This window comes from Psychrobacter sp. Ps2, from assembly GCF_022129405.1.
GTDB lineage: Bacteria > Pseudomonadota > Gammaproteobacteria > Pseudomonadales > Moraxellaceae > Psychrobacter.
The window spans coordinates 23,025-47,655 of sequence record NZ_JADQAM010000059.1; the positions used below are offsets into that span (position 1 = coordinate 23,025).

The 24,631-nt window shown below is 44.2% G+C and carries 19 protein-coding genes and 1 riboswitch; of the genes, 8 read left to right on the plus strand and 11 right to left on the minus strand.

Going from position 1 to position 24,631, the window contains the following annotated elements; translation table 11 throughout:
* Nucleotides 1-11: 11 nt before the first annotated feature.
* A riboswitch (TPP riboswitch) is annotated at nucleotides 12-128 on the minus strand.
* A 433-nt stretch (nucleotides 129-561) separates the two neighbouring features.
* Entirely contained in the window at nucleotides 562-984 is a 423-nt protein-coding gene (locus tag I3254_RS10265) for a YbaN family protein (RefSeq protein WP_238052787.1), read from the plus strand.
* A gap of 243 nt (nucleotides 985-1,227) precedes the next feature.
* Nucleotides 1,228-1,437 carry a cold-shock protein gene (locus I3254_RS10270; RefSeq protein ID WP_045453470.1) on the plus strand — a complete coding sequence of 70 codons (210 nt, stop codon included), beginning with the start codon at nucleotides 1,228-1,230 and terminating at the stop codon, nucleotides 1,435-1,437.
* 240 nt (nucleotides 1,438-1,677) lie between these two features.
* Here I3254_RS10270 and I3254_RS10275 read toward each other — a convergent pair whose 3' ends face one another.
* On the minus strand, nucleotides 1,678-2,799 hold the full coding sequence (locus I3254_RS10275; protein WP_238052788.1) for a YeiH family putative sulfate export transporter: 1,122 nt from the start codon (nucleotides 2,797-2,799) through the stop codon (nucleotides 1,678-1,680).
* 220 nt (nucleotides 2,800-3,019) lie between these two features.
* Here I3254_RS10275 and I3254_RS10280 point away from each other — a divergent pair, with 220 nt between their 5' ends.
* Complete coding sequence (locus tag I3254_RS10280) at nucleotides 3,020-3,955, plus strand: LysR substrate-binding domain-containing protein (protein WP_238052789.1); 936 nt, start codon at nucleotides 3,020-3,022, stop codon at nucleotides 3,953-3,955.
* Nucleotides 3,956-4,062: 107 nt separating this feature from the next.
* On the opposite strand, the gene I3254_RS10285 is transcribed toward I3254_RS10280, so the two are convergent.
* Together I3254_RS10285 and I3254_RS10290 are read right to left on the minus strand one after the other, a co-directional pair.
* Entirely contained in the window at nucleotides 4,063-4,524 is a 462-nt protein-coding gene (locus I3254_RS10285; RefSeq protein ID WP_057761630.1) for a universal stress protein, read from the minus strand.
* 99 nt (nucleotides 4,525-4,623) lie between these two features.
* Nucleotides 4,624-5,085: a universal stress protein gene (locus tag I3254_RS10290; RefSeq protein WP_238052790.1), complete on the minus strand. Its 462-nt coding sequence runs from the start codon at nucleotides 5,083-5,085 to the stop codon at nucleotides 4,624-4,626.
* Nucleotides 5,086-5,381: 296 nt separating this feature from the next.
* Between I3254_RS10290 and I3254_RS10295 the strand changes: the two genes are divergently transcribed.
* Nucleotides 5,382-8,447, plus strand: coding sequence for an insulinase family protein (locus I3254_RS10295; RefSeq protein WP_238052791.1), 3,066 nt, complete (start codon nucleotides 5,382-5,384; stop codon nucleotides 8,445-8,447).
* A gap of 82 nt (nucleotides 8,448-8,529) precedes the next feature.
* Here the strand turns inward: I3254_RS10295 and I3254_RS10300 are convergent, their stop codons facing one another.
* Nucleotides 8,530-9,093: an NUDIX hydrolase gene (locus I3254_RS10300; protein ID WP_238052792.1), complete on the minus strand. Its 564-nt coding sequence runs from the start codon at nucleotides 9,091-9,093 to the stop codon at nucleotides 8,530-8,532.
* Nucleotides 9,094-9,650: 557 nt separating this feature from the next.
* On the opposite strand from I3254_RS10300, the gene I3254_RS10305 reads away from it, so the two are divergent.
* On the plus strand, nucleotides 9,651-10,385 hold the full coding sequence (locus I3254_RS10305) for a CoA pyrophosphatase (protein WP_238052793.1): 735 nt from the start codon (nucleotides 9,651-9,653) through the stop codon (nucleotides 10,383-10,385).
* Nucleotides 10,386-10,517: 132 nt separating this feature from the next.
* Here the strand turns inward: I3254_RS10305 and I3254_RS10310 are convergent, their stop codons facing one another.
* The 3 genes from I3254_RS10310 to nhaA form a co-directional block, all read right to left on the minus strand.
* The gene (locus tag I3254_RS10310) at nucleotides 10,518-11,906 is read right to left on the minus strand and encodes an oxygenase MpaB family protein (RefSeq protein ID WP_238052794.1); all 1,389 of its coding nucleotides are present in this window, start codon (nucleotides 11,904-11,906) and stop codon (nucleotides 10,518-10,520) included.
* A gap of 77 nt (nucleotides 11,907-11,983) precedes the next feature.
* Complete coding sequence (locus I3254_RS10315; RefSeq protein WP_238052795.1) at nucleotides 11,984-12,586, minus strand: DUF2799 domain-containing protein; 603 nt, start codon at nucleotides 12,584-12,586, stop codon at nucleotides 11,984-11,986.
* 200 nt (nucleotides 12,587-12,786) lie between these two features.
* Nucleotides 12,787-13,989 (minus strand): Na+/H+ antiporter NhaA, encoded by a 1,203-nt coding sequence (gene nhaA, locus I3254_RS10320; RefSeq protein ID WP_179799353.1) that lies wholly within the window; start codon nucleotides 13,987-13,989, stop codon nucleotides 12,787-12,789.
* A gap of 464 nt (nucleotides 13,990-14,453) precedes the next feature.
* On the opposite strand from nhaA, the gene I3254_RS10325 reads away from it, so the two are divergent.
* The gene (locus I3254_RS10325) at nucleotides 14,454-15,209 is read left to right on the plus strand and encodes a TSUP family transporter (protein WP_057761611.1); all 756 of its coding nucleotides are present in this window, start codon (nucleotides 14,454-14,456) and stop codon (nucleotides 15,207-15,209) included.
* Between the two features lie 117 nt (nucleotides 15,210-15,326).
* Here the strand turns inward: I3254_RS10325 and I3254_RS10330 are convergent, their stop codons facing one another.
* The 3 genes from I3254_RS10330 to radC all read right to left on the minus strand — a co-directional run bounded on the left by I3254_RS10330 (nucleotide 15,327) and on the right by radC (nucleotide 21,185).
* Nucleotides 15,327-16,703, minus strand: coding sequence for a dicarboxylate/amino acid:cation symporter (locus I3254_RS10330; protein ID WP_101206037.1), 1,377 nt, complete (start codon nucleotides 16,701-16,703; stop codon nucleotides 15,327-15,329).
* A gap of 515 nt (nucleotides 16,704-17,218) precedes the next feature.
* Entirely contained in the window at nucleotides 17,219-20,152 is a 2,934-nt protein-coding gene (locus I3254_RS10335; protein WP_238052796.1) for an acyl-CoA dehydrogenase, read from the minus strand.
* Between the two features lie 349 nt (nucleotides 20,153-20,501).
* Nucleotides 20,502-21,185 carry a DNA repair protein RadC gene (gene radC / locus I3254_RS10340; RefSeq protein WP_238052797.1) on the minus strand — a complete coding sequence of 228 codons (684 nt, stop codon included), beginning with the start codon at nucleotides 21,183-21,185 and terminating at the stop codon, nucleotides 20,502-20,504.
* A gap of 128 nt (nucleotides 21,186-21,313) precedes the next feature.
* Here radC and coaBC point away from each other — a divergent pair, with 128 nt between their 5' ends.
* Together coaBC and I3254_RS10350 are read left to right on the plus strand one after the other, a co-directional pair.
* The gene (coaBC, locus tag I3254_RS10345; RefSeq protein ID WP_238052798.1) at nucleotides 21,314-22,729 is read left to right on the plus strand and encodes a bifunctional phosphopantothenoylcysteine decarboxylase/phosphopantothenate--cysteine ligase CoaBC; all 1,416 of its coding nucleotides are present in this window, start codon (nucleotides 21,314-21,316) and stop codon (nucleotides 22,727-22,729) included.
* Between the two features lie 80 nt (nucleotides 22,730-22,809).
* Nucleotides 22,810-23,592 carry a sulfite exporter TauE/SafE family protein gene (locus I3254_RS10350; RefSeq protein ID WP_101206033.1) on the plus strand — a complete coding sequence of 261 codons (783 nt, stop codon included), beginning with the start codon at nucleotides 22,810-22,812 and terminating at the stop codon, nucleotides 23,590-23,592.
* Between the two features lie 58 nt (nucleotides 23,593-23,650).
* On the opposite strand, the gene I3254_RS10355 is transcribed toward I3254_RS10350, so the two are convergent.
* A complete protein-coding gene (locus I3254_RS10355; protein ID WP_238052799.1) occupies nucleotides 23,651-24,565 on the minus strand; it encodes a histone deacetylase in 915 nt (304 codons plus the stop codon).
* Nucleotides 24,566-24,631 lie beyond the last annotated feature (66 nt).

The window sequence follows — 24,631 nt, forward strand, 5'->3', positions numbered from 1 at the left end:
TAGACCTCTGAGGGTATGTCACGCTTGTTTCCTACGTCAGTGCTAACTGCTTCAGGTTCACGGGTGTGTCTCAGCGATGATATGGGCTGTGTCTACAGCATTAAATCAAAGCACCCCGACAAGATTGATTGGTATTGCATTGTTTCTGAGTAGTACTGCTGTTTTTGATCAGTACTGCGAATGGCTATTATCGATAGCTAATGCGTCATCATAGACGACTTACGAGACGTGATGCAAGCGTATCGGGAAAGACGATGGCAGGTGATGACTGGTGTTCGTTAACCGCTCTTTATGATAGCTGTTGTTTATCACGGCTTGTCGTAACTTTTTATAAGGGCTTTCAATCGACATGTTAATAAAAGACTGCAGTATTTATCATTGGTACTTACCCAATTACTAACCAAACACACCTATCAATAGCAAAAACCTTATATAAATAGTCTTGTGCGTAGACGGGCGATATTGCATGATTAGCCTTCTATACCGCTGCTTATATAATAGGCGTTACTCTAGACAATCGACATTTGGCATAACTGACAACTTACATGACCGACAACTTATATGACCGATAATAAAAAAGTGTTCTATTACCGACCTAAGACCGATCAATCCAATAGCCCAATGCTGCGTTGGACCTTTGTGACGCTTGGTTGGTTGTTTTTTATCTTAGGTATTATCGGTATATTGTTGCCAGTGATGCCCACCGCGCCTTTTATCCTGTTAGCAGCAGGCTGCTGGGCGCGTAGTTCTCGACGCTTTCATTTTTGGCTAATTAATCATAAATATTTTGGTAAATTCGTCCGTGATTGGGAAGAAAATCATGCCGTTCCGCTTTATGCCAAGTGTTTAGCGACGGTTATGATGGCAGCATCGACAATTATGTTATTTTATCGTTTGCCTGCCGATATGATGTGGATGGCATGGGCGGTAGCCGCTGTCTGTAGTGGGGTAGCGATATATTTGTTCCATTTACCAAATGCCTAAATCCGTTGCAGTTTGCGCCAAAATCAGCCAATAAACGGCTCTGGTTACACGAAACATGAGATAAGACTTGCGATACTGGGATGTACCCCTTATAATACGCCCAAGCTTAAGAGCAGTTCTGCACCAAATCATTACCTCGTAGTATTAGTTATAATCCTTCGTTTTAATATTTATCGTTCAGTAGCTATTTGCAAGCGTTACCGGTCACTAGACCATTAATAAATTTAAAAGTAGGATTATACTATGTCAGACGTTCAAAAAGGTACAGTTAAGTGGTTCAACGAAGCTAAAGGCTTTGGTTTTATCGCTCCAGAAACTGGCGCAGACGTTTTTGCTCATTACAGCGAAATCACTGGTTCAGGTTTCAAAACTTTGGCTGAAGGCCAAGAAGTTGAGTTCACTGTAACTCAAGGCCAAAAAGGCCCACAAGCACATAACATCGTTGCTATCTAATTTGTCTTTATAGACAGATAGATGAATAGATGTAGAAAAGCGAACCTTCGGGTTCGTTTTTTTTCGTCTGCGATTTAATATTTAAGATATGAGTACTTAAGCGAGTAGAAGTCTTATTTGAAAGGTTTTAACTAATCATATTAGACCGCGACCAATGCAAAAAGGCCTCCGACTATAGATAGTTGGAGGCCTTTTATATTATATGATGAAGTAAAAAGCTAAGAATGAACAGTCAGATTATTACATAAAGCTAATGCCAATATTGATCAGACCGCCGCCCAGTATCAACCAACCAAACATAATAGCACCCAAGATAAGCGGTCTAACGCCAGCTTGCTTGATCGCACTTAGATGCGTGGTCAAACCTAATGCAAACATGGCCATCGTAAGTAGCACATCGTCCAACATAACCATACTGCGTACGATACTCTCAGACATCGGCACCCAAGTATGTATCAACACAATGCCGATAAAGATAAACGCAAACCATGGCACTTTGACTTGTTTGACACGAGTCATAAATGACGCTGTCTCGTCTTTATTATCTTCTTCTACAGCTGCACTATCTACGGTGCGATCTTTGGTTAGCGCAAACGATAACACAAGCAGGAAAGGCGCGAGCATCATGACGCGTATCATCTTGGTCACGACTGCGGTATCGCCAATCTCAGTATTGATTGCATTACCTGCGACTACGACTTGCGCCACTTCATGAACGGTTGAGCCAGTGTACATGCCGTACTGCTGGGCGCTGAGCCAAGGCTGTAACCAACCAAGATGATATAAAAAAGGATACAGCAGCATTGCGATAGTGCCAAACACCACCACAGTTGCCACGGCGATAGTGACTTTATGAGCTTGCGCGTTGACGACTGGCTCTGCAGCAATAACGGCAGCAGCACCGCAAATACTTGCCCCTGAGCCAATCAAGATAACCGTTTCTTTATCGACTTTTAACCATCTAGTACCTAACCAATAGGTCAGCATGAAGGTTGACGTCAGTACCAGTGCGTCAGTCATAATCGCTGGCATACCGACGCTCGCAACTTGTGTCATGGTCAGCTTAAACCCATAAAATATAATCGCAAGTCGCAGTATCTGACCTTTTGCAAAGCAAACGCCGCCGTTTAAACGTTCAGTGAATTTGGGATAGACGGTATTGCCCAAGATCATGCCTAGCAAAATCGCTAGCGTTAAAGAGGATAGTCCAACGATACGTCCGTTTGACCATACATCCAGACTACTGTCCAACCATAAGCAAAATAAACTACCGATTAGAACAACTACCAATCCCGCCAAGTGACGGTGATTAGGGGTATAGTTATGAACGGAGTTGCTGACTGATTGGACGAGTGTGTGCATGATGCGGCATCCTATTACTTATATTAAGATAAGCATAAGCTTATGAATAGACAGTATATGCCCGCTACATTTATAATAAAAACAGATTAATAAGATATAAACTATCGATTTTTTAGGTTAAAGTTTATGATAGAAGTCGATGTACCGCGCATAAGCATCAAAAAAGACAAACGTCACGAATAAAACAGCGCAAAAACTGGCATAAGGCAATATCAATATTATGAAAAAATCTGTGCAGACAGTGCCAAAGATTACGCTTAAGCAGCTTGCTGTTTTTGTCAGTATTTATCAGACAGGCAGCACCAGTCGCGCCAGTGAGGAGCTGCATTTATCACAATCAGCAGTCAGCAGCGCATTGACAGAGCTAGAGTCTAGACTACAGATGCCGCTATTTGAGCGCGTCGGTCGCAGGCTTAATCAACACCCTAATGCCCATCCTATTTATATACAGGCACAGGCTATCTTGGGTCAGTCGCTCACGCTTGAGCATTATCATCAGTATCAAGCAGGGCAGATTCATATCGGTGCCAGCACCACTATTGGCAATTACGTGCTGCCATCTTTACTTGGTAAGCTATATGAAGCGCTGCCCGATGCCAATGTCGATATGTATATTGCCAATACTCAAGAGGTAGTTAGCGAGGTTGAGCAACTAAATATCGATATCGCGCTGGTAGAAGGAATGCCGCGTCCGGTAGATATGAAAGTTATTGAGCAGCGTGAATGGCGTACCGATACGCTAATGATATTTGCCAAGCGTGATAGCAAGTGGCTAAAGGGTATAGCTACCTATAGCCAAGATAAGGACTGCTATCAGCTGAGCATTAATCAGCTAGCGCAGTTGCCGTTACTGGTGCGCGAGGCAGGGTCAGGCACACGGCAGATTATCGATGAGCAATTGCTTAAGTATCTACCTAATGCAGAAGTGGTGAAGGCGATACATCAATCAGAGGCCATCAAGCACATGGTGAATGCAGATATTGGTCTTGGTTGTCTATCACAGCATGTAATTGAGACAGAACTGGCGACAGGTGAGCTAGTACAAGTGAACGTGGCGGGAATTGATCTATCGCGTACATGGTGGCTAGTCTGGCATAAAGCCCGTCACCAAAGCCCCATTTGGCAAACCTTTATAGATATTATTCAACAGAGTTAAACGATGACTCTAAAAACTATTAGCCATAAAAAAGCGCAGCGTTAAAAGTTACGCTGCGCTTTTTTTGAGACATGCTTTAGATAATATAAGACAATCAAAGCATATTGTTATGCTGAAACAGGTTTGTCCAGTCGCACCACAAAGCTGTCGCAAGGTACATTGGGCAAGATATTATCCGCAGTTGCCCCACTGATCCATGCAGCGATACCGGTACGCTTATGACGACCGATGACCAATAGATCGACATCGTGTTTATGACAGTAGCTGACGATACCTTCACTGCTAGAAATGGCAGTTGTGACTTCCGACGTTGCTGCATTTAGCTGATTGCGTTCAAGGAATTGTGCCAGCTTTGCACGCGCTTCTTGGCAGCGTTCATCATCAATCTCATCGTATAGGCTAGAGGCAGGCACCAGCTCATAGCCAAAGCCAACCATGGTGTCTTTGACAATATGCAAAACAGATAGCTTAGAGCCTGGACGGTTTTCGACGATGCGCTTGGCCTTTTGGGCGACTATATCTGCATCAGAGAGTAAGTCGGTGACCAATAAAATATGTTCGTAACTCATAGCGTCTTCCTCATGTCAGATAGTATTTACTATATCACTACTCTAGGGCGCTGTTAAGTAAAGCTTGTCGTCTTTAGCAGCGGATTGGAGCAATGCCAATTATTCCAAGACAGGCTGATCAAGCTTCACCACTAAACTGTCGCAAGGGACATTTGGCAAGATACTATCGGCAGTGGCTCCTACCAACCAAGCAGCGATACCATGGCGCTCATGACGTCCAATGATAAGTAAATCGACGTCTTTTTCACGGCAGTAATTAATGATACCTTTACTATTAGAGATGGCAGCGGTGACCTCAGAGTTGATCGCTTCCAGCTCATTACGTGCCAAAAATTGCGCTAATTTAGCCCGTGCTTCTTGCCACTTTTCACTATCGACATCACCTGAGAGACTAGAGGATGGCACGAGTTCATAACCGAAGCGCACCATGTCATCCTTGACTATATGCAAGACAGACAGTCTGGCTTCAGGAGAGCCTGCGAGAATACGCTTGGCTTTTAGCGCCACTTTGTCCGCATCAGACAGCAAGTCAGTGACCAGTAAAACGTGTTGGTAGCTCATAAAGTACTCCACTCCTGTTAATAGTTAACTTTATAGTAGCAGCGCAGGCTGTCTTTGTTAAGTGATAAATCCATAATAAAATTGTGGATATTGATGAATTTGTAACTATAAGGGATTAATAGTTAAAGTTGATAGCCGCGTAGATTATGTGGTGGATTATTGCATGGCTGTTGCCTTGACTTATCCATGTCGCAGCCCCACTAATAGCGCTAAGCCAACTCTTTTTTAGCCAATTTATTACTCTATTTTCCCTGACAGTCAGGGCACTATACGCATAATAAGCGATAAGGATAACTATGACGGACACGCCATTTACTGCTGATTTAACCTTGCATCCAGCATTTGAGCTGATTGAGCATCGCCATATTGAGGCGCTATCGATGGATGTGCTGATCAGTCAGCATGTAAAAACAGGAGCGATGCATTATCATCTGGCACACCCAAGTGATGAAAATGCGTTTTTAGTCGGTTTTCGCACCCAGCCAATGGATTCAAAAGGCGAGGCGCATATCTTAGAGCACGTGGCATTGTGTGGTTCGAACAAGTTCCCAGTACGTGATCCGTTCTTTTCAATGATTAAACGTTCGTTAAATACGTTTATGAATGCGATGACCGCAGCTGATTGGACGGCCTATCCGTATGCGACGCAAAACAAAAACGACTATTTTAACTTGCTTGCTGTCTATCTGGATGCGTCGTTTTTCCCAAATATCCATCCGCTCGATTTTGCCCAAGAAGGCATCCGCGTAGAGCTTGACGAAAATGACAAACCACAGTTTAAAGGTATCGTCTTTAATGAAATGAAAGGCGCGATGAGTGGCGAGATTGATCAGCTATATCATACGGTTGCTCATCATCTGTTCCCAACGACGACCTATCATTATAATTCAGGTGGCGATCCTGCCGATATTCCTGACTTGACGCACACTGAGCTGACCGAGTTTCACCAGAGCCATTATCATCCGTCAAACAGTGTCATCATGAGTTTTGGTAATATCCCTGTTGCTGAGACGCAAGCGAAAATACACGAAGATGCTTTGATTCAATTTGAAGCAGGCAAAAAGCATGTATCGCGTCCAGAGCAACGTTTGTCTGCGCCAATCAGCGCGGTTGATACTTATACTGCTGACGAAGCCGGCCCAGATCAGACGCATCACGTGGTTGCTTGGTTACTACCATCGATTACCGATCCTAAGCAGCGTTTGGCATTGCGTCTATTAGAGGGCGTGCTGATTGAGCATGCAGGTTCGCCATTGCGTGCCTATCTTGACAGTCATCCGCTGGGTAAAGCGCCAAGTCCGCTATTGGGACTCGATGACAGTCATTATGAGATGGTCTTTTATACGGGACTGCGCGGTTCTAACCCTGAACATGCCGAAGCAGTAGAGCAGGGCATCATTGACTTGCTGACCGAAGTGGCCAATTCACCAGTTGATGATGAGACAATCGAAACCATTCTGCATCAGATTGAGATTGATCAGCGTCACATCGGCGGCGATAGCATTCCTTATGGTCTAAACCTTATGCTAGAGGGCTTTAGTACCGCTATTCATGATGGTAACCCTATCGACGTTTGGGAAGTGGATGAGCATCTACAATGGCTACGTGAGCAAGTCGTCGATCCGCAGTGGCTACCGAACTTGATTAAAACGCATTTATTGGACAATCAGCATCGTGTACGCGTAACGATGACCCCTGATAGCGAAAAAACAGCCCGTTTGGCAGCAGCTGAACAGACTCGTTTAGATACTATCGCGATGGATTTGACTGCTGATGACAAAGCTATTTTAAAGCAACAAGCTTTAGATTTGGCTGCACGTCAAGCTGCGCCAGATGATTTGAGCTTGTTGCCAAAAGTTGGTTTAGAAGACGTACCAACGGATATTAGCTTTAAAGAAGGCACGCAAAAGCAGGTGCGTTTGAGCGGGCAAGACAGCACGCTATTTGAGTATGAAGCTGGCACTAATGGCATTTATTACTATCAAGTGATTGTCCCACTCACTGAAGCAATTGGTAATGCGAGCGCAGATGCGCTACCAGTCAATGATGTGATCAATCATCCATTGTTGCCTATTTATTTAAGTCTATTGTCTGAGCTAGGTACTGACTCGCTTAGTGCTCATGAGATGCAGGCAAAACAGGCCGCGCATTCTTCTGGTGTGACCGCTCGTATTAGCCAACGTACCAATGTCGATGATAGCCAAGCGATTAGCAGCTACTTTGTCGTGGCAACGCGTGCGCTAAATCGTAAGCCTGAAGCAATTGATTTGCTCAAGGAAGTGATGGAGCACAGTATCTTCTCTGAGCATGACCGTATCAAAGAAATCTTGCAGCAGCGTCAAGCAGGTTGGCAATCAAACCTAGCAGGATCTGGTCATTCATACGCGATGCAAACGGCCAGTCGCGGTATGAGTCGCCAAGCGCAGTTGGAATATGTGCGCAGCGGTCTACCAGCATTGAACGCACTTAAAGATTTCTTGGCACATGCTAGTACAGATGATGCTCAATGGGATCAACTGGCTACGAGCTTGATGGATTTACATCAACGTCTGATCAGCTTGCCTAAGCATGCCGTTATTATCTGTGAAGCAGAGCAAACCGAACGTTTAAGCAGCTTAATCGTTGATAGCTGGACAGATAGCCAAGCAGCAAAGTCTGCTAGTAACTTAACGAACGCAGTAGCAAATATCCCAAGTGAGTTTGCAAACCTGCAATTAGATACTGCGTTAAATGGTGCGACTGATACAGTCAAAGCATTAGAAAATGGGGTAGCGCTTGATGTTGCAGATTTAGCATGGCTAGTACCAACCAACGTCTATCACAATGCCAGTGCTTATACTGTACCTGCTGCTGACCATCCTGATACCGCTGCACTCATGGTATTAGCGCCTTACTTACGTAACGGCTATTTGCACAGTGCGATTCGTGAGCGCGGCGGTGCCTACGGTGGCGGTGCAGGTTACGATGCCAATGCTTGTGCCTTTAAGTTCTTTAGCTATCGTGATCCACAGTGCGCTGAGACCTTTGCTCACTTTGACGCCAGTATCGAATGGCTATTAAACGAGCCACAAACCGATGAGCAATTAGAAGAAGCTATCCTAGGTATCATCTCAGGTATGGATAAACCGGGCTCTCCTGCAGGAGAAGCAATCAAAGCCTGCTTTGCAAATCTACATCATCGCGGTGTCGACTGGCAGCGTAAAATGCGTGCGTCGATATTGGCCGTCACGGTTGCTGATTTGCAGCGCGTTGCCAAGCAATATCTGCAAGGTCAAAAGCATGTACGTGCAGTGCTAGCGCCTTACGACAAAGAAGAGGCAGTAAAAGGTCTTGGCTTTGAGGTTTGTAGAATTAAGAGCTAAGACGATTAGGTTTGTTCTTGATTAAAAGTTAAGCACAAAAAAGCCAAGCATCATGCTTGGCTTTTTGCGGTTAGGTAATTGACTAATATCGCTTGATACTCAAATCTTTGCCAATTTTGTCTTGATGAATCGGGAACTCAGATAATTCACTGAACTGCTTGCGATCAGTAAAGTAGCTTTTTAAAGTACGGCGAATGGCTTCAAACGCCAGTGTATCCCATGGGATATCTTCTTCGCTAAACAGTGCACAGTCAAGACTTTCTGAGCCAATACCATACGCGCCATCTTTTAGATCGGCCAGATAGATAGAGTAGATCTGCCCAATATCTGGTAAGTCATAAATGCAGTATAGATGCGGATTCAGTACGATGGCATCAGCTTCTTCGTAGCTCTCGCGTGCTGCGCCTTCAGCCATGGTCTCGCCATTTTCCATAAAACCTGCAGGTATCGTCCATAGCCCATATTGTGGCTCAATGGCACGGCGGCAGAGTAGTACTCTATTTTCATGTACCACCAGCGAGCCACAGATAACTTTTGGGTTTTCGTAGTGGATATAGTGGCAATTGGGGCATACCAAACGCGGCATATTGTCCGTAGGTGGGATTTTTCGTTCTGCTTCATGACCGCATTGGAGGCAATAGCGCATATCAACTACCTTGTTATAAAAGTTATTGTGTATGATGTTTTTTATAGGTTATAAGACCTACATTCTGAAGTGCTGCTGTCATCGTTTCGAGATAAGTTAGACATAAGGACGGTGAGACAAGTACCACAAGCAGTAAACTGAGTGAACCTGACGATAAACCTAACTTAAACGTACCTGACTTATATAAGATCGACTATATAAGATATTACTCTAAAGAGCAGCTATCGTCTTAAGATAGCACATATTATCGACGGACAGAATCACGATAACAGTAACGCATCATTTCACAGATAGGCTGACTATTATTAGTTAATAGGGCCGTTATTGAGCATTGATAAGCAATGAATCAGTCACATAAATAACATGCAGCCACTATTATATTACGCTAGTCTAGTGAGTGTTCAGTAATTATTGATATCAAAGCCGCTGACAAGTCGCGTGGCCGAGAACAATAAATAGATTGCTGGTTTTATTTACTAGTCACGATTTTAATAATAGAAAATAAGAAAGATGCTGTTGATACCGCTTAGCAACGATAAAAATATAGGGCAATTATAATGTTACTCCCACCGGAGGCTGTAAGCTTCGATAACCTGTCAGTTGCTGTTCCAAGTTTTATTCGTCATCCTACACTCAGAAAACTGGCCGAGCGAGTGCAGCACGAGACATTGAACGCGCTGACGAGTCCAGCGATGTACGAGAGTGGCAACACCTCACAAAGTACGCGTATTTTGGACAGCTTATATCAGACACCCATTGCTGATGCATCGATATTGGTCGCGATTACTCATGAGCGCAGGCCTAAACTATTATTAACACGCCGTGCCGCCCATATGAATAGTCATGCGGGTGAAGTGTCTTGTGTGGGTGGTAAACATGATCGAGGCGATGGCAATAATGTCGTTACCGCATTGCGTGAAGCCTGTGAAGAAACAGCGCTACCGCCCAATAAAGTCCAGTTGCTTGGTCAGCTACCCATACAAACTTCAAAAAGTGGTATGAGCGTACGTCCAATCGTCGCGCTTATTGCCCCAGGTCTGGTACTCGTCCCTGAAGCGGGAGAGATATCACGTATCTTTTGGGCAGATTTAGAGTCGTTAGTCACTCAACCAACGGTAGAATATGAGATTGAGTATAAGATGCAAGAGCAAATGGCTACCATACTGACGCCGAGCTGGCAGGTCGATGGCGAGACAGTGTGGGGGCTAACAGGACGGGTAATTGCTAACCTATTAGAAACAGGGTTTGATCGACAGCTCGAATGGTATTACCGCGTAGAAAACAAACGCTGATAAATGTCATCTATTTATAATATAGTCGATGCAATTTAAAAGTAGTACAAGGCAACCGAGTGTAGATGTCTATGTGATACTTCAAACGAGGTTAACGCAGTAATGCTTTTATAGTGGAATGACTATGGTCATCTACTTATAATAATCATCGTTCTTTTTAAGCCACCAGTTCATATTGTCTTGGCGCTTGGCACGGAATGCTTCTAGCTTATGAGCAACGGACGCGTTATGCTGCCGTGCAGTATCGAGCGCAAAAAGAATCGGTACTGAAGACAATACACCAAAGCGTATCTTCGATTTTGGTAAGTCCAGCCCATCGCCTATATCATCACCGACCAAAGTCCGAGTGACACTTGCGTTGACCATTTCAACAAAACGTCCACGCCGATTGTCTTCACCCATCAGCTGATGCGGTAAATCATGCAATGCTTTTGCCAATGGCTGACCCATCTTAAAATCTAGCTGCTGTATCGATAGATAGGTATAGAGCCATTCCCAACACGCGGCCTCATCTTTTGGTAAACGATCTAGATCAACACCCATCCAATAACTGGCAAGATTCCATAGATGCAGGATACCTTCAGCTTCTTCTGTGCTAATACGTGCGCCTAACAATCTTAGACCGCGCATAATTAGTAACGAGAACTGTAAGTGGGTGGCAATCATATCGGTTTGATTGATAGGGATGCCCCAATAGTCAGTATTCCAACTACCGTCAGGGTTATGATGTTGCTCGGCGTTTGGTATCACGCCTGTAGCAGCATTGCCTTTACCTTTGAGTAAGCTTTGCCGTACCAAAGTATGTATCTGACGTACTTGGATCGATTGGCGCCAGCCCTCAGAGCCAATAGCTAATACTTGCTCAATAGGTTTATTCTGATTAACTGTGCTCATATTAGAGGAGGGGTGTTCAGACACAGCCAAGATATAAGCATAAGTACGCATCAGTCGCGGTAGTGCATCGTGCATCAGTGCACCCGTCTGAATGAGTGGTAGCGAAAGAGCAGGAATACTATAGCCGGCCATCAGAGCAACGTTACGCAGTAGCCAAATGAGCATCAATGGGTAGCGCCGATAGGCAACCGCGCCTATTTGAGCAAGTTTTGGGTCGAACCAGTCAGGATGGCTACTAAATTGCTCAGTGAGTGCACTAAACGATGGATTGTTTACAAGGTCCTTGTTTACAAGATAATTGCTTGCAGGGTTATTGTTTGGACTATCGCCAAGAATAGTATGTTGTAAGGGCTTTGCAAATTTTATGCTCTGTGCAGCTAACGCGTCTGCAAGCGGATCACCAATATCATAACCTGCTACTATCTCATCAAGTAGAGCAGGCGAGATCGTAAAGTTTTTTGGTAATAGATAACGTTTAATGCGTTTTAAAACCTGCAAATCACTATGGTCATTGATAGCAGTGGTACGTCCATGACGCTGATAAGCGTTCGATGATTGAGCATTCGATGATGGAAAGTCAGGTTTGTCAGTTGGAGTACTTGCCGTATTGATGATTTTCTTATCCATAGTTATCAAGTACCATTTTCAGAGTGAGGACAAGCCTTAGAACGTAAAACTTGCATTGCGATAGCTTCGCATCCCAGTCATTCGTAAAAATTACTGGATTGGTTCAATGAATCTAATTGCTGCTGTGTTGTTCGGATACGGCGTTTGGTATCACGAATCTCATCAGATAAAGATAGCAGCCGTGCACGGGCTTCTTTTTCATTAGCAAAATCTAGCATTTCACCATTTTCTAACTTATCGAATTCTGATTGGTAAGTATCTAAGAGGCGATTGTCTTTGTCTAACTGACTGTCTAAGGCGTAATAGTCTAGCCCTTTTTGATTAGCCGCTTGCAATGTATTGGCCATAGTGATCGGGCAAACGTTGTTTAATTGACGACCACGTCTGCCAAGGTTATAGGCATTATTGATGGTGCAGTATTGTTGCAGACCAAGTTTACGACCACGTTCCCATGCTTGATAGTCAGGTGCGACATTGGCTTTGGCACAGGCTTTTGTATGAGATGCTAAGCGGTCTGAATGATAACCTGCCACGCCATCGTTATAGCCGATAGCTTGCCAGTCACCGACGAGACATTCTTGCTTGGAGAGTGTTGCACAGCCTGCTAGCAGATAGACACTACCGAACACAGATAATCCTAATGCCAGTTGACGTACAGCATGGTATATAGGTCGGTACATGGTTAGCTCCGATAGCTGTGATAACTATAATAACTATGAACACAAATAAATGATGCTAGCAATCAATCACATTATGCAGACTTGTCATTAATTGCTAAGTCACTTATAAATATCTCGATAACGCATATATAAATAAAATAGAGCAGCTTATAAGTGGTGGTGTGTCTTAGCAGTACCACTATAAGCTACTCTACGTTTCATTAATGCGGGCGAGTCAAATCGACCGATGTACCGCTAGCATTGTCTTTTAAGCTCATTTTTAGCATGATGTAACCTGCGATACCAGAGACGATTGAACCCATAATAATACCCAAGCGCTCATCAAACATAGTGGTGTCGCCAGCGAACGCTAAGCCACCAATGAATAAACTCATGGTAAAACCAACACCGCACAATAGAGCTGCACCGTAGATTTGCTTATAGTCCATACCTTTTGGCATGGTTGAGATACCAAGCTTAAAGATTAGCCAGCACATAATCATGACGCCTAACTGCTTACCAATAAACAAACCAGCGGCGATACCTAGCGGCACTGAGTGGAATAACTCAGCAAAACCTGCGCCTTCGAGCGAGATACCCGAGTTAGCAAAAGCAAAGATTGGCAAAATACCAAAGGCGACGGTATTGTGCAGATCATGCTCTAGCTCTTCAAGCGGAGAGTGCTCAGGATCAGTGCGGTCGAACATCGGGATAAACAGTGCTAATACCACACCGGCCAATGTTGCATGGATACCAGACTTGAGTACGGCAATCCACATGATCAGACCAATGAGTAGATATGGCGTGATATTGGTGACGTTACGGCGATTAAGAACATATAAAAACGGCAAACATAAACCAGCTACTGCCAATGATTCTAACGACAACTCACTGGTGTAAAACAAAGCGATAATCAGAATCGCGCCAATGTCATCAAAAATAGCAATAGAGACCAAAAACACTTTTAGCGAGTTTGGTACGCGATTACCTAAGAGACTCAAAATACCGAGTGCAAAGGCAATATCTGTCGCAGCAGGAATGGCCCAGCCTTTCCAAAACTCAGGCTCATTGTAGTTAAAGAGCAGATAGACAATCGCCGGCATAATCATACCGCCGAGTGCAGCCCCTGCAGGCAGTATTATTTGCTTGACGTTGGACAGCTCACCGATGAGTACTTCACGCTTAAGCTCTAATCCAACCAAGAAAAAGAAAACCGCCATCAGACCATCGTTGATCCAGTGATGAGCGTCTTTGGCAATCGCAAACTCACCGATCTGAATGGCGACTGGTGCATGAATAAAACCTTCATACCAAACATTAAGAGGGGAGTTGGCAATGATCATTGCAGCAATGGCAGCCAATGCTAAGACGATACCGCCTGCTGCCTCAAATTCAAAAAATGCCTTAATCCTTCGTATTGCCATATCATCCTCATTCGCTAAATACAATTTACTAAATAACCTCAAATATCCATCAATGTCTGCGCTACCTATAATTTTGAGGTAGCAAATAGACAGAAACAGTTTCTCATACTCTTATCAATATAGACAACAAAATACGTTGAGCCAGTGCCAACGGTCTACTTTTTTATATTCACAATAGCAATATTATAAAGAGGATTTGACGAGCACAATAGTTGTAAGTCGTTACATCTTTTTAATAAGTCGCTATTTGGCTGAGCATATTCGGAACGTTATTAGACAAATTTAGCAGACTTTGTTACGTTTTTGGCTTTTTTTACGGTTTTATCTTTATAATGAGCAGCGCTGTGCGACGTGTCATTATTTCTTTTGCTAGCACTGGTAAGCTGTCAGCTTATCGATAACGACATTTTAGCCTTGTCTCAGAACTCCTTTTCTCTTCTTATCATATTTTGCAGGTCAGTGTCATGGACTTAACTTTCTCGTTAGAGATTATTTTAATGCTTACTGCGGTGGCCGCATTGGCAGGATTTATTGATGCTATCGCTGGCGGCGGCGGGTTATTGACTATCCCTGCCATGCTACTGGCCAACATCCCACCAGTATTGACGCTCGGTACCAACAAACTGCAAGCGGCATCAGGCGCCCTAGCGGCGTCTATTACTATGATTAGAAAAGGAGTCGTCAAACCGCAACGTATCAAAGTAGCTATCATCGCCGCTTTTATTGGTTCCGTTATCGGTACCATCGCTGTACAAATGTCACCACCTGACTTGCTTGAAAAGGTCATTCCATTTTTAATCGCGGCTATCGGTATCTATACATTATTTGCCCCTAGATTAGGTGAAGTAGAAGCTGCACCGCGCATCTCAGAGGGCAAATGGCAAAAAGTCGTGGCACCGTTGATTGGTTTTTATGATGGTTATATTGGTCCAGGTACTGGTATGTTTTTTGCGCTTGGCAATGTGGCATTACGTGGTCGTCAAATTATTGAAGCAACAGGTGCGGCAAAAGTATTGAACTTATCGACCAATATTGGCTCGTTAATTTTCTTCATTTTGGGTGGCAACGTACTGTGGAAAGTGGGGCTAGCGATGATGGTTGGACAAACCATCGGTGCCTATTTTGGCTCGCATATGGTGGTTAAAGGCGGTAGCAAATTGATTCGTCCAGTGATTGTACTGGTCTGTCTGGCGATGTTGACCAAGTACGTGTTTGGCTAATTAGCTATTGATAGAACCGTATCAATCATTATTAGTTACCGGTTATTGATCATAAAAAAACCTCAGCCAACTTGACTGAGGTTTTTATTTTATGCACTTCTATCTAGCAGGCGTGGGTTAGCGGCGACGATCAACATCATCGTATTCACTACCCATGATGCCATCACTAAAGACTTCAGAGAACTCACGCTCGTTGTCTTCATCGATATGACCATCAAATACGTCTTTTGCACCAGCATTAGGATCGTTGTAAATAGCCAGATCCATTTTGCCTTCTGATTTTGCCACGATAGTAGTAACAGCAGCATCACCACCGACGTTTACAGCAGTACGTAGCATATCAAGGATACGATCCACACCCAAGATTAGACCAATACCTTCGATTGGCAGACCCACTTGAGCAAATACCATAGACAGCATGATTAGACCAACACCAGGTACGCCAGCCGTACCAACAGACGCCAGTACTGACATCAAGATGACGGTTAAGTATTCAGTCACGCCCAAATCAATGCCGTAAATGTTGGCAATAAAGATGGTCGCAGTACCCTGCATGATAGCCGTACCATCCATATTGATGGTAGCACCAAAAGGAACAGTGAACGACGCAACTGAGTTGTTTACACCCATACGCTTGGTAACCGTACGCAAGGTAATAGGAATCGTCGCGTTTGAGCTAGAAGTACTAAAAGCAAAGATCTGTACTTCACGCATTTTTGCCAAGAACGTCTTGATAGACAGGCCTGAAGACACTTTAAGTACAATCATCATAGTGATAAAGAAATGGAAGGCCAATGAACCGACCAATACCGCAACATAACCTAGTAGTGACCAAATCAAGTCTAAACCGAGCTCTGCCATTGCTTTGGTTAATAGAGCAAATACACCATATGGTGCAAGGTTCATGATGATCGTGACCATCTTTAAGATAACTTCGTTGATCAGCTCTAGGCTCTGCACTAAGCCTTTGGCAGGTTTGCCTACCATCAAGATACTGACACCGATTAAAATAGCAAAGAAGATGATCGATAACATATCGCCATTTGCCATCGCGCTGATGGGGTTCGATGGGATAATGTTAGAGAACACATCAAGTAGAGGCGGCGCTGACGCAGCTTCAAACTCGGCTTCCGTTCCGATATTCATGCCTTTACCGATACCGAATAGCGAGCCAAGTCCAATCGCAGTCGCAATAGCGAGTGCAGTGGTTATCATATAAATAATGAACGTTTTGGTACCAATACGTCCAAGTAGGCGAATATCACCGATACCGCATACACCGCAAATCAGTGAGATAAGCACCAAAGGTACGACCAACATTTTTAGCGAGTTGACAAATAGTTTACCAACAATGGCAAGGAAGCCATTGGTGATATAAGTATTAACAAAGCCACCTTCGCCGTTCAATCCTGAGTAGTTTAGAAATAGGCCCAGTCCAATACCGAGCACCATGGCAACAATGATCTTGCCCGTCAGTCCCAAATTCTTCCACATAATTCATATCCTTTGTGTGCATAACAGCTTTATAGTAAGTGTTCATTAGCCAACATGATTGTACTTATCAGCCTTACTACAAAGCTTGTTATGACTATTAAGTTCCCGTGATTGTCGCTCGATGTCACATTTTCGTGGACAATATAAAAGAATAGCTAAGGGCACTGCAAGATTTTTTTCTGATTTTATTCTAAATGTACATGCCTCGTTACAACTATGTGCCCATAATATAGTCAATATTTATTCTAAACGGTTTGTTTCCCATATGAAACAAAATATTCATGAAAGTGTTTTTAGGGTAAGTGAATATGTCAAACTATTGATATTGAACCATTGATTTTAAATTATCGAGATGTAAAGAAAAGAATATGATTAATTAAGCTTGAAATTTCTAATAGACCAAAAAAAGCCAGACTATCGTTTATAGGTAGTCTGGCTAATAAAAAGTGAAAGTTTTACTATAAAATCTAATAATACTCAGTTTCTAATAGCAATATTAAAAACAGAATAGACCATTAAACCTTATCGTCTTCTTCGCGTGATAAGAGTGATTGGCGTTCTAAAGGTTTGATATCATTATCACTTACTTCAGTATTGATCTCGTCAGGTGGTGAAATATGACGATTATGATTGTTGCCCATACGCTCGTTAAGATGTGATTCAGCGTCACGATGGCGATGATCGAGTGCCTCTACTTCAGGCTCTGACTCTTCAAAATCCGTCTGCGAATTTACTTCTTTGACAGTATCTTGTTCACTGACCAACTCTACATCGCCATCACTTTCATAACCATGATTAGGATTAGCATCACCAGTATGATTGTCTGTGTTTGCAGGACTGTCTAGATCATTAATAGTTGGTTCGTTAGTGATGGCTAGCTCATCGACGACAGATGCATCGGTATCCACAGCGATACCGTTTTTACTCTGAGCTTGTCTTTTTAGCTGTGCGTAATCAGTCAGTTGGTGAACTGCATTTTCAAGCGCATGTGGATTGTCACGTTCTAGCGCTTCCGATAGATGCTTATCAAACGTATCGGTCAATAATGAATCAAAACGCATAGCGTTATATTGAATCAGCACTTCTGCTTCTTCTTCGGTAATGCCGCCATTTTGACTGGCGTGTACCACATGGTCTTCAAAGGTTAGACCTTCAAAGCTGTCTTGATGCTCTGCCTTTTTGAACTTCTGCCACAATGGTTCGATTTCGATTAAGGTCTGATAAGCATGTTCCATACGACCAGTTACATCGTCTGCATCGGTATTGTAATAAACCATGGTTTTTAGATAATCGCGGAACGGGTTGGCTGCAAAATCATCCATGAAAGTATCACCCAATTGGCGTTTTAGCTCATCGCTTGCTGGGGTAAAGATACGTCCACTTGGGAAAGTCACAAAGCTAACCACATTGGCTGCCATACGATTCGGGAAGTTAGCAAAGAATGACACGAAGGCTTCTTGAATCGTGTACAAGCTGTTTTGTAGCGCAACTTCAGCATGTAAGCGCTCAGACTCTGATTTACTACCATGCTCATAGAATTGCAAAATAGCAGTCGCAATAAATAGATGACTATGGATATCTGCTAAACGACCAGAGAGCATCTCTTTACGCTTTAAGTCTCCTGCTAGTAGTCCTAATGCCATATCAGCAGTTAGGGCAAAGCTCGCACTTAAACGGTTAATGTGTTTGTAATAGGGACGAGTAAAGCTATCAGCGAAACTCGGCGCCTTATCGCTACCGCCAATATAACCTGCGACAAAGGCTTTGGCGCCACGGTTAAACGTGTAGCCTAAATGTTTGAAGAAAAGGGTATCGAATTTTTCAGTGGCAGCCGCTTTGTCTTCGCTTTGTAGTAACTGAAGCTCGTCGAATAAATAAGGATGACAACGCATCGCACCTTGACCAAAGATCATGAGTGAGCGGGTCAAAATGTTGGCGCCTTCTACCGTGATAGAGACAGGAATCGCCTGATAAGGTGTCGCTAAGAAGTTCCGTGGCCCCATCTGTACAGCACGACCACCGACTACATCCATACCGTCGTTGACGACGCTACGCATGGTTTCAGTCGCATAGTATTTGGCCATGGCAGTCATGACAGATGGCGTGCCACCTTGGTTTAATCCGCAAGTGACTAAGTGACGGAACGCTTCTAACATATAAGTGTTACTCGCCATACGGCTAGTAGCGTCTTGTACACCTTCAAATTTACCTACTGATATCTTGAACTGTTCGCGAACTTTTGCGAATGCGCCGACAGATAGGTAAGTCATTTCACTGGCTGATGTCGACAGAGCGGGTAGAGAGATACCTCGACCAACGCCCAAGCACTCCATCAGCATACGCCAGCCGCGACCAGCATTCTCGACACCGCCAATAATATAATCTAGTGGGATAAAGACGTCTTTACCATCGACTGTACCATTCATAAATGGTGAGCCGATTGGATTGTGACGTGGCCCTGTTACCACACCTTCGTGGTTAGCTGGAACGAGGGCACAAGTAATACCGTAATCGGTCTTTTCAGGATTGCCAAGCAGACCTTCTGGATCATGCATTTTAAATGCTAAACCAACCACAGTGGCGACAGGTGCTAGGGTAATCCAACGCTTAGAAAAGTTCATGCGCAGGCCAAGCACTTGTTCGCCTTCGTGCATACCGTAACAGACCACACCTGTATCAGGAATCGCACCTGCATCAGAGCCTGCTTCGGGCCCAGTTAAACCAAAGCAAGGCACTTCATCACCTTTGGCAAGACCTGGTAACCAGCGCTGCTTTTGCTCGTCTGTACCATAATGCATCAATAGCTCACCAGGGCCGAGCGAGTTGGGAACCATACAGGTTACAGCGGCAGTCGGCGAGCGCGAAGCAATCTTGCTCATTACACGACTTTGCGCATAAGAGCTAAATTCTAAGCCGCCAAATTCTTTTGGAATGATTAAACCTAAGAAACCATTACTTTTGATAAATTGCCATGCCTCAGGTGATAGATTTTTATCTTTATGCTGGATTTGCCATTCATCAAGCATGGCACATAAGGTTCCTACTTCATTATCGATGAAACTCTGCTCTGCTTCCGAAAGCTGCGGATAAGGATAATTGGCAAAGGTATCCCAATTCGGCGCACCCATAAACAGCTCTTTTTCCCACCAACTAGTACCCGCATCAAGTGCTTCACGCTCCGTATCACTCATACTCGGCATCGCACCGCCCAGCGCCTTATAAACAGGTTTAGTGATTAACGATTGGCGAAGCGGTGCAATGAGTAAGACCAAGCACAGTAATGCCATTGGTATACCCAAAATGAGCGACCATGGGCTGATAATTGCGGTAACGATAACCGTAATCAGGGCGACGATGCTACCGGTGACCCGTGATAAGGACAACAAAAAGATGGCCAAGACCACGGCTAACTGAATGATGACTGCCAAAATAAACAAGCCAATTGCCATGACTATCTCCTTTAAAGCGCTGAATAAAAAATGCGAAAAGTACGTGAATGAAAGAGCTAACTATAATTGTTTTTCGTCTTGCCATTCACTGTCTTACAAGTAAATCGAATGATTTGTTAATCCATAAATGCTCGGTTTTACGTCTCTTAAGTACTAGTATTAACGGTCTAGTAAGTAATTGACAAATAAATGACAAGAATGGCTACTAATATGAAACAGTTGTCGATAACTATCAAGAGCCAAAATGCTACGCTCTGTCGATGATATGTATCAAACACAATTGTTTACAGGTTAGTTATATGTCTAGTCGAAACACGTAGCTAGCCATTATCGAAAACTAGCCAAATAGCTAGTTAAAAGGGGCAAGGCAGCTTTCGGCATAAGATAAAGTGTCGTTACGTCCGACGATGATGTGATCGACAAGCGAGATATCTAACAGGTCACAGGCTTTTTTTAGCTCATAGGTCAGTAAGTTATCTGCCGTCGATGGCTTGGCATCGGTATGAGGATGATTGTGGGCGATGATAAGTTGACTGGCAGCGTGGCTTAGTGCATGCCGCAGTACGTGCTTGATACAGACGGAACAAGATGAGATGCCACCAGTAAATAGTATCTCGAAGTTCAAAAGGTTGAGGGCATTATCCAGACAGAGTACCGCAAATACTTCACGGTGCTCGCCGCGCAACTGGGTACTAATATAGTCTTTGACTGCTTGTGAACGGCCGAGTGCTTGCCCAGTTTTGAGTTGACTGTCCAGATAGCGCGTACCCATCTCAAGTGAGGCTAATATTTGGGCGTACTTTGCAGGGCCCATACCATGACAGGCAAGAACCGTCTTTTGAGGGGCGGCTAATAGCTCGGCTAAGCTACCAAACTGATCAATCAAATGCCGCGCTAATTCAATCGCTGATTGAGACTGAGTACCCGTACGCAAAAATATGGCCAGTATCTCGGCGTCAGACAAATGAGCTGCACCAAATTTTAAAAGTTTTTCGCGTGGCCTGTCATCCTCATGCCAGTCTTTGATCGCCATGGTCACTCCTTGAAAATGGGTTGATACTTGTTATCTGAGATAGATACGGAAAATCTTACCCAATTTATCTCATAATTGTTACTATAAGCGCAATTTTATCTTTTCACTTTTTTGTTGATGCCACGCTTATGTCCAATATTGTGCTTGCTATTACTGGCGGTATCGCCGCTTATAAATCTGCTATATTTGCCCGCTTGTTAGTTAAGGCAGGCTTTGATGTGCGCGTTATCATGACGACAGGTGCACAAGCATTTATCACACCGCTGACTCTACAGGCGTTGACGGGTAACGAGGTGCACGTGTCGTTGCTCGATGAGCAGGCAGAGGCAGGCATGGGGCATATTGAGCTGGCCAAGTGGGCCGACTTAATCGTCATTGCACCTGCTTCAGCCAATACGCTTGCGCGTCTGGCCATGGGTATGGCTGATGATCTATTGACTACAGTGTGCCTTGCCACTACAGCGCCTGTCATTATTGCTCCTGCCATGAATCAGCAGATGTGGGCGCATCCAGCGGTCAATCTAAATGTGCAAACCTTGCGCGATATGAATTATCAGATTATCCAGCCAGCTAGCGGTGAGCAAGCGTGCGGTGATGTCGGAGCAGGGCGATTGCCTGAGCCTGAGCAGTTATTGGGTGAGGTTTTACTGTTCATAGCGATGAACACAACGCCGCAATTGCTGGCAGGCAAAAGAGTGGTCATTACCGCAGGTCCCACCGTAGAAGCGATTGATCCTGTACGTTATTTATCTAACCACTCTTCAGGAAAAATGGGCTTTGCATTGGCGCGCGCCTGTGTGGCTGCTGGTGCAGACGTTGTCTTAATCGCTGGTGGTAAAGTGGCATTGCCCACGCCGCTTAATGTCACACGGATCGATGTGCTGTCTGCTGAAGATATGCTGATAGCGGCGCAGCAATGTGTAGATGGCACGCATAGCGAGCTTCAATTGGTCTGTGAAGATGAGCATGACCATTCTCATGAGCATACGCACGATCATAGTCATTCCCATACTCACGAATACTATCATGGCGACTGTGGTTGCGGTGATGACGATGTAAGCGACCATGATCATAATGACAGTCATGACTTGCTACAGTCTTATGATAACAACCAATTTGTGAAAGCAGATATCTTTATTGCGACCGCAGCCGTGGCAGATTATCGTACGGAAGAAGCCGCACCGCAAAAAATTAAAAAGACACAAGATGCCATGACGCTCAGTCTGGTTAAAAATCCTGATATTCTAGCGACAATTTCTCTTGCGCATTCAGAGCTATTTGTCGTTGGTTTTGCAGCAGAGACGCAAGATGTTGAGCGTTATGCCCGTGGTAAATTGGTCGCAAAAGATTTAGATATGATTGCCTGTAATGATGTCTCACGTGCAGATATCGGTTTTGCTAGTGATGACAATGCGATGCAGGTGTTTTTCTCTGAGCGCTATGAGCGTGACGCGGTAACACTTGAGAAGACCAGTAAAGATAAAATTGCTGAGCAACTGGCTAGCATTATTGGTCAAGCAATCGGTCAACGTAAAGATAGTTAGAGCTACAGGCGCTAAATCTGATAGCTAGCATGTAGATAGTGTGTAGATACAGACGCTGAGCCTAAAATGGTGTGACCGATATGATGAATATAGCTGGTAACGATAGCACTCAGATGCTAGTGCTGACGATCATTTTTGCGCTTGCTTCACTGCTACATGGTATTAGCGGACTTGGCGCAACGCTAGTAACGACCACTGCGCTTGCTAGTATGTACCCATTGCAACACGCCATTGTGTTAGTGATTTTCCCCTCGCTAGTCGTTAATGTGATGACATGGCTAGTAGGCGGTGAACGCACCATTTGGCAAAACTTTATCTACTACGGCAGACGCTATTGGTTGCTTGCGCTTACTAGCCTATTGGGTAGCATTTTAGGTGCGAAACTATTGCTATGGGTTGATAGCGCTTATATTCTCTTATTGTTGGCCGCGGTCATTGCTTTCTACGTTGTGAGTAGCTTACTCGGCAAACAAATCCGTCTACCAAACACCAAGCCTATGTTAATTGCCGTTGGTTTTGGTGCAGGCGTGATTGGCGGCTCGACCAATGCAATGTCGACCATACTGATGATGTATTTATTGTCTGCCAGTGACGATAAAAACACCATCGCCAAAGTCGGTAACATGTGCTATTTCTTAGGAAAGATTGCTCAAATTATCGTGTTGCGTGAGCCTATCATGGCACTGAGTAGTGGTGAGTGGCAGCTGATTACTTTTTTGAGTGTGCTGTCTATAGTGACTCTTTTGGTTGGAATCCGTTTGCGTCGTTATTTACCGCAAGCGCGTTTTCGTCAGCTTATTTTATTGATTTTAATCGTGCTTGGAATACGCGTTGGTTGGCAAGGCATTACGGCATTGTTATAACTAGAGCATATGAGCCATTCCAACTCTGGAATCGTCTTCACCTTTCAGCGATATGTTATTAGACCAATTCTTCAAAAAATATCTGCTGCGCCAAACGAAAGGTATTGCAGTGCGCCTCGACCACATCTTCGATATCTTCTGAGTAGCCGCCACCCATCACGATAGCGACAGGGATATTTGCGGCTTTTGCTTGCTGCAGAACATATTCATCACGCGCCTTGCACCCTGCTTGTGTCAAACCAAGTTTGCCGAGCTTATCGGTAGCGAGCACGTCGACAGCAGACTGATAAAAAATCATATCTGGCGCAACTTCAGCGATTAAACGTGGCAGCGTATCTTCTAATATCTGTAAATACTCAGCATCGCTGGTATCATTGTCTAGCTCAATATCTAAGTCTGATACTTGCTTACGAAACGGGTAGTTCTTTGCCCCATGCATGCTAAAGACAAAAACGCGTGGCTCATCTGCCATGATACTGGCGTTGCCATTGCCTTGATGAACGTCCAAATCGATAACTAAAATCTTCTTTGCCTGTCCGCGATTTAGCAATAAGTTGCTAGCGATACAGACATCATTAAATACGCAAAAGCCTTCTCCATGACCAGCAAAAGAGTGATGGGTGCCGCCTGCAACATTCATAGCCACGCCATATTGCTGAGCATATAGCGCGCACTCATACGTTGCATGAGCAATATAACGACCGCGTTCTACCAACTGCGGCGTCATCTCAAATCCGATCGCACGAGCAGTCTTGCGCGGCAGTGTTTGAGTCTTAAGCTGATACCAGTACTCTGCGGTATGCGTGGTCAAAATCTCATCTTCGCTCAAGCGAGCAGGGGCAAAGAAGTTATCTTGGCTGATAGTGCCTTCTGCCAGTAGACGCTCAGGAATCAGAATGTACTTTTGCATGGGGAAGCGGTGCTTTTCTGGCACGGAATATCGAAAGACGTCAGAGTAGGCAATTTTTAGCATAAGATTTTAGCTTAGTATTGATGGTTTTTAGGATAGAAAAATAAAGAGATAAGTATCCGCTATCGT

Bases quoted from the DNA above. Each gene is read 5' to 3' on its own strand.
- I3254_RS10315 (WP_238052795.1), bottom strand. From the start codon at position 12,586: ATGTACCGACCTATATACCATGCTGTACGTCAACTGGCATTAGGATTA.
- I3254_RS10295 (WP_238052791.1), top strand. From the start codon at position 5,382: ATGACGGACACGCCATTTACTGCTGATTTAACCTTGCATCCAGCATTT.
- I3254_RS10350 (WP_101206033.1), top strand. From the start codon at position 22,810: ATGATGAATATAGCTGGTAACGATAGCACTCAGATGCTAGTGCTGACG.
- radC (WP_238052797.1), bottom strand. From the start codon at position 21,185: ATGGCGATCAAAGACTGGCATGAGGATGACAGGCCACGCGAAAAACTT.
- I3254_RS10310 (WP_238052794.1), bottom strand. From the start codon at position 11,906: ATGGATAAGAAAATCATCAATACGGCAAGTACTCCAACTGACAAACCT.
- I3254_RS10285 (WP_057761630.1), bottom strand. From the start codon at position 4,524: ATGAGTTACGAACATATTTTATTGGTCACCGACTTACTCTCTGATGCA.
- I3254_RS10335 (WP_238052796.1), bottom strand. From the start codon at position 20,152: ATGGCAATTGGCTTGTTTATTTTGGCAGTCATCATTCAGTTAGCCGTG.
- I3254_RS10265 (WP_238052787.1), top strand. From the start codon at position 562: ATGACCGATAATAAAAAAGTGTTCTATTACCGACCTAAGACCGATCAA.
- I3254_RS10290 (WP_238052790.1), bottom strand. From the start codon at position 5,085: ATGAGCTACCAACACGTTTTACTGGTCACTGACTTGCTGTCTGATGCG.
- I3254_RS10270 (WP_045453470.1), top strand. From the start codon at position 1,228: ATGTCAGACGTTCAAAAAGGTACAGTTAAGTGGTTCAACGAAGCTAAA.
- coaBC (WP_238052798.1), top strand. From the start codon at position 21,314: ATGTCCAATATTGTGCTTGCTATTACTGGCGGTATCGCCGCTTATAAA.
- I3254_RS10305 (WP_238052793.1), top strand. From the start codon at position 9,651: ATGTTACTCCCACCGGAGGCTGTAAGCTTCGATAACCTGTCAGTTGCT.
- I3254_RS10275 (WP_238052788.1), bottom strand. From the start codon at position 2,799: ATGCACACACTCGTCCAATCAGTCAGCAACTCCGTTCATAACTATACC.
- I3254_RS10330 (WP_101206037.1), bottom strand. From the start codon at position 16,703: ATGTGGAAGAATTTGGGACTGACGGGCAAGATCATTGTTGCCATGGTG.
- I3254_RS10280 (WP_238052789.1), top strand. From the start codon at position 3,020: ATGAAAAAATCTGTGCAGACAGTGCCAAAGATTACGCTTAAGCAGCTT.
- I3254_RS10300 (WP_238052792.1), bottom strand. From the start codon at position 9,093: ATGCGCTATTGCCTCCAATGCGGTCATGAAGCAGAACGAAAAATCCCA.
- I3254_RS10355 (WP_238052799.1), bottom strand. From the start codon at position 24,565: ATGCTAAAAATTGCCTACTCTGACGTCTTTCGATATTCCGTGCCAGAA.
- I3254_RS10325 (WP_057761611.1), top strand. From the start codon at position 14,454: ATGGACTTAACTTTCTCGTTAGAGATTATTTTAATGCTTACTGCGGTG.
- nhaA (WP_179799353.1), bottom strand. From the start codon at position 13,989: ATGGCAATACGAAGGATTAAGGCATTTTTTGAATTTGAGGCAGCAGGC.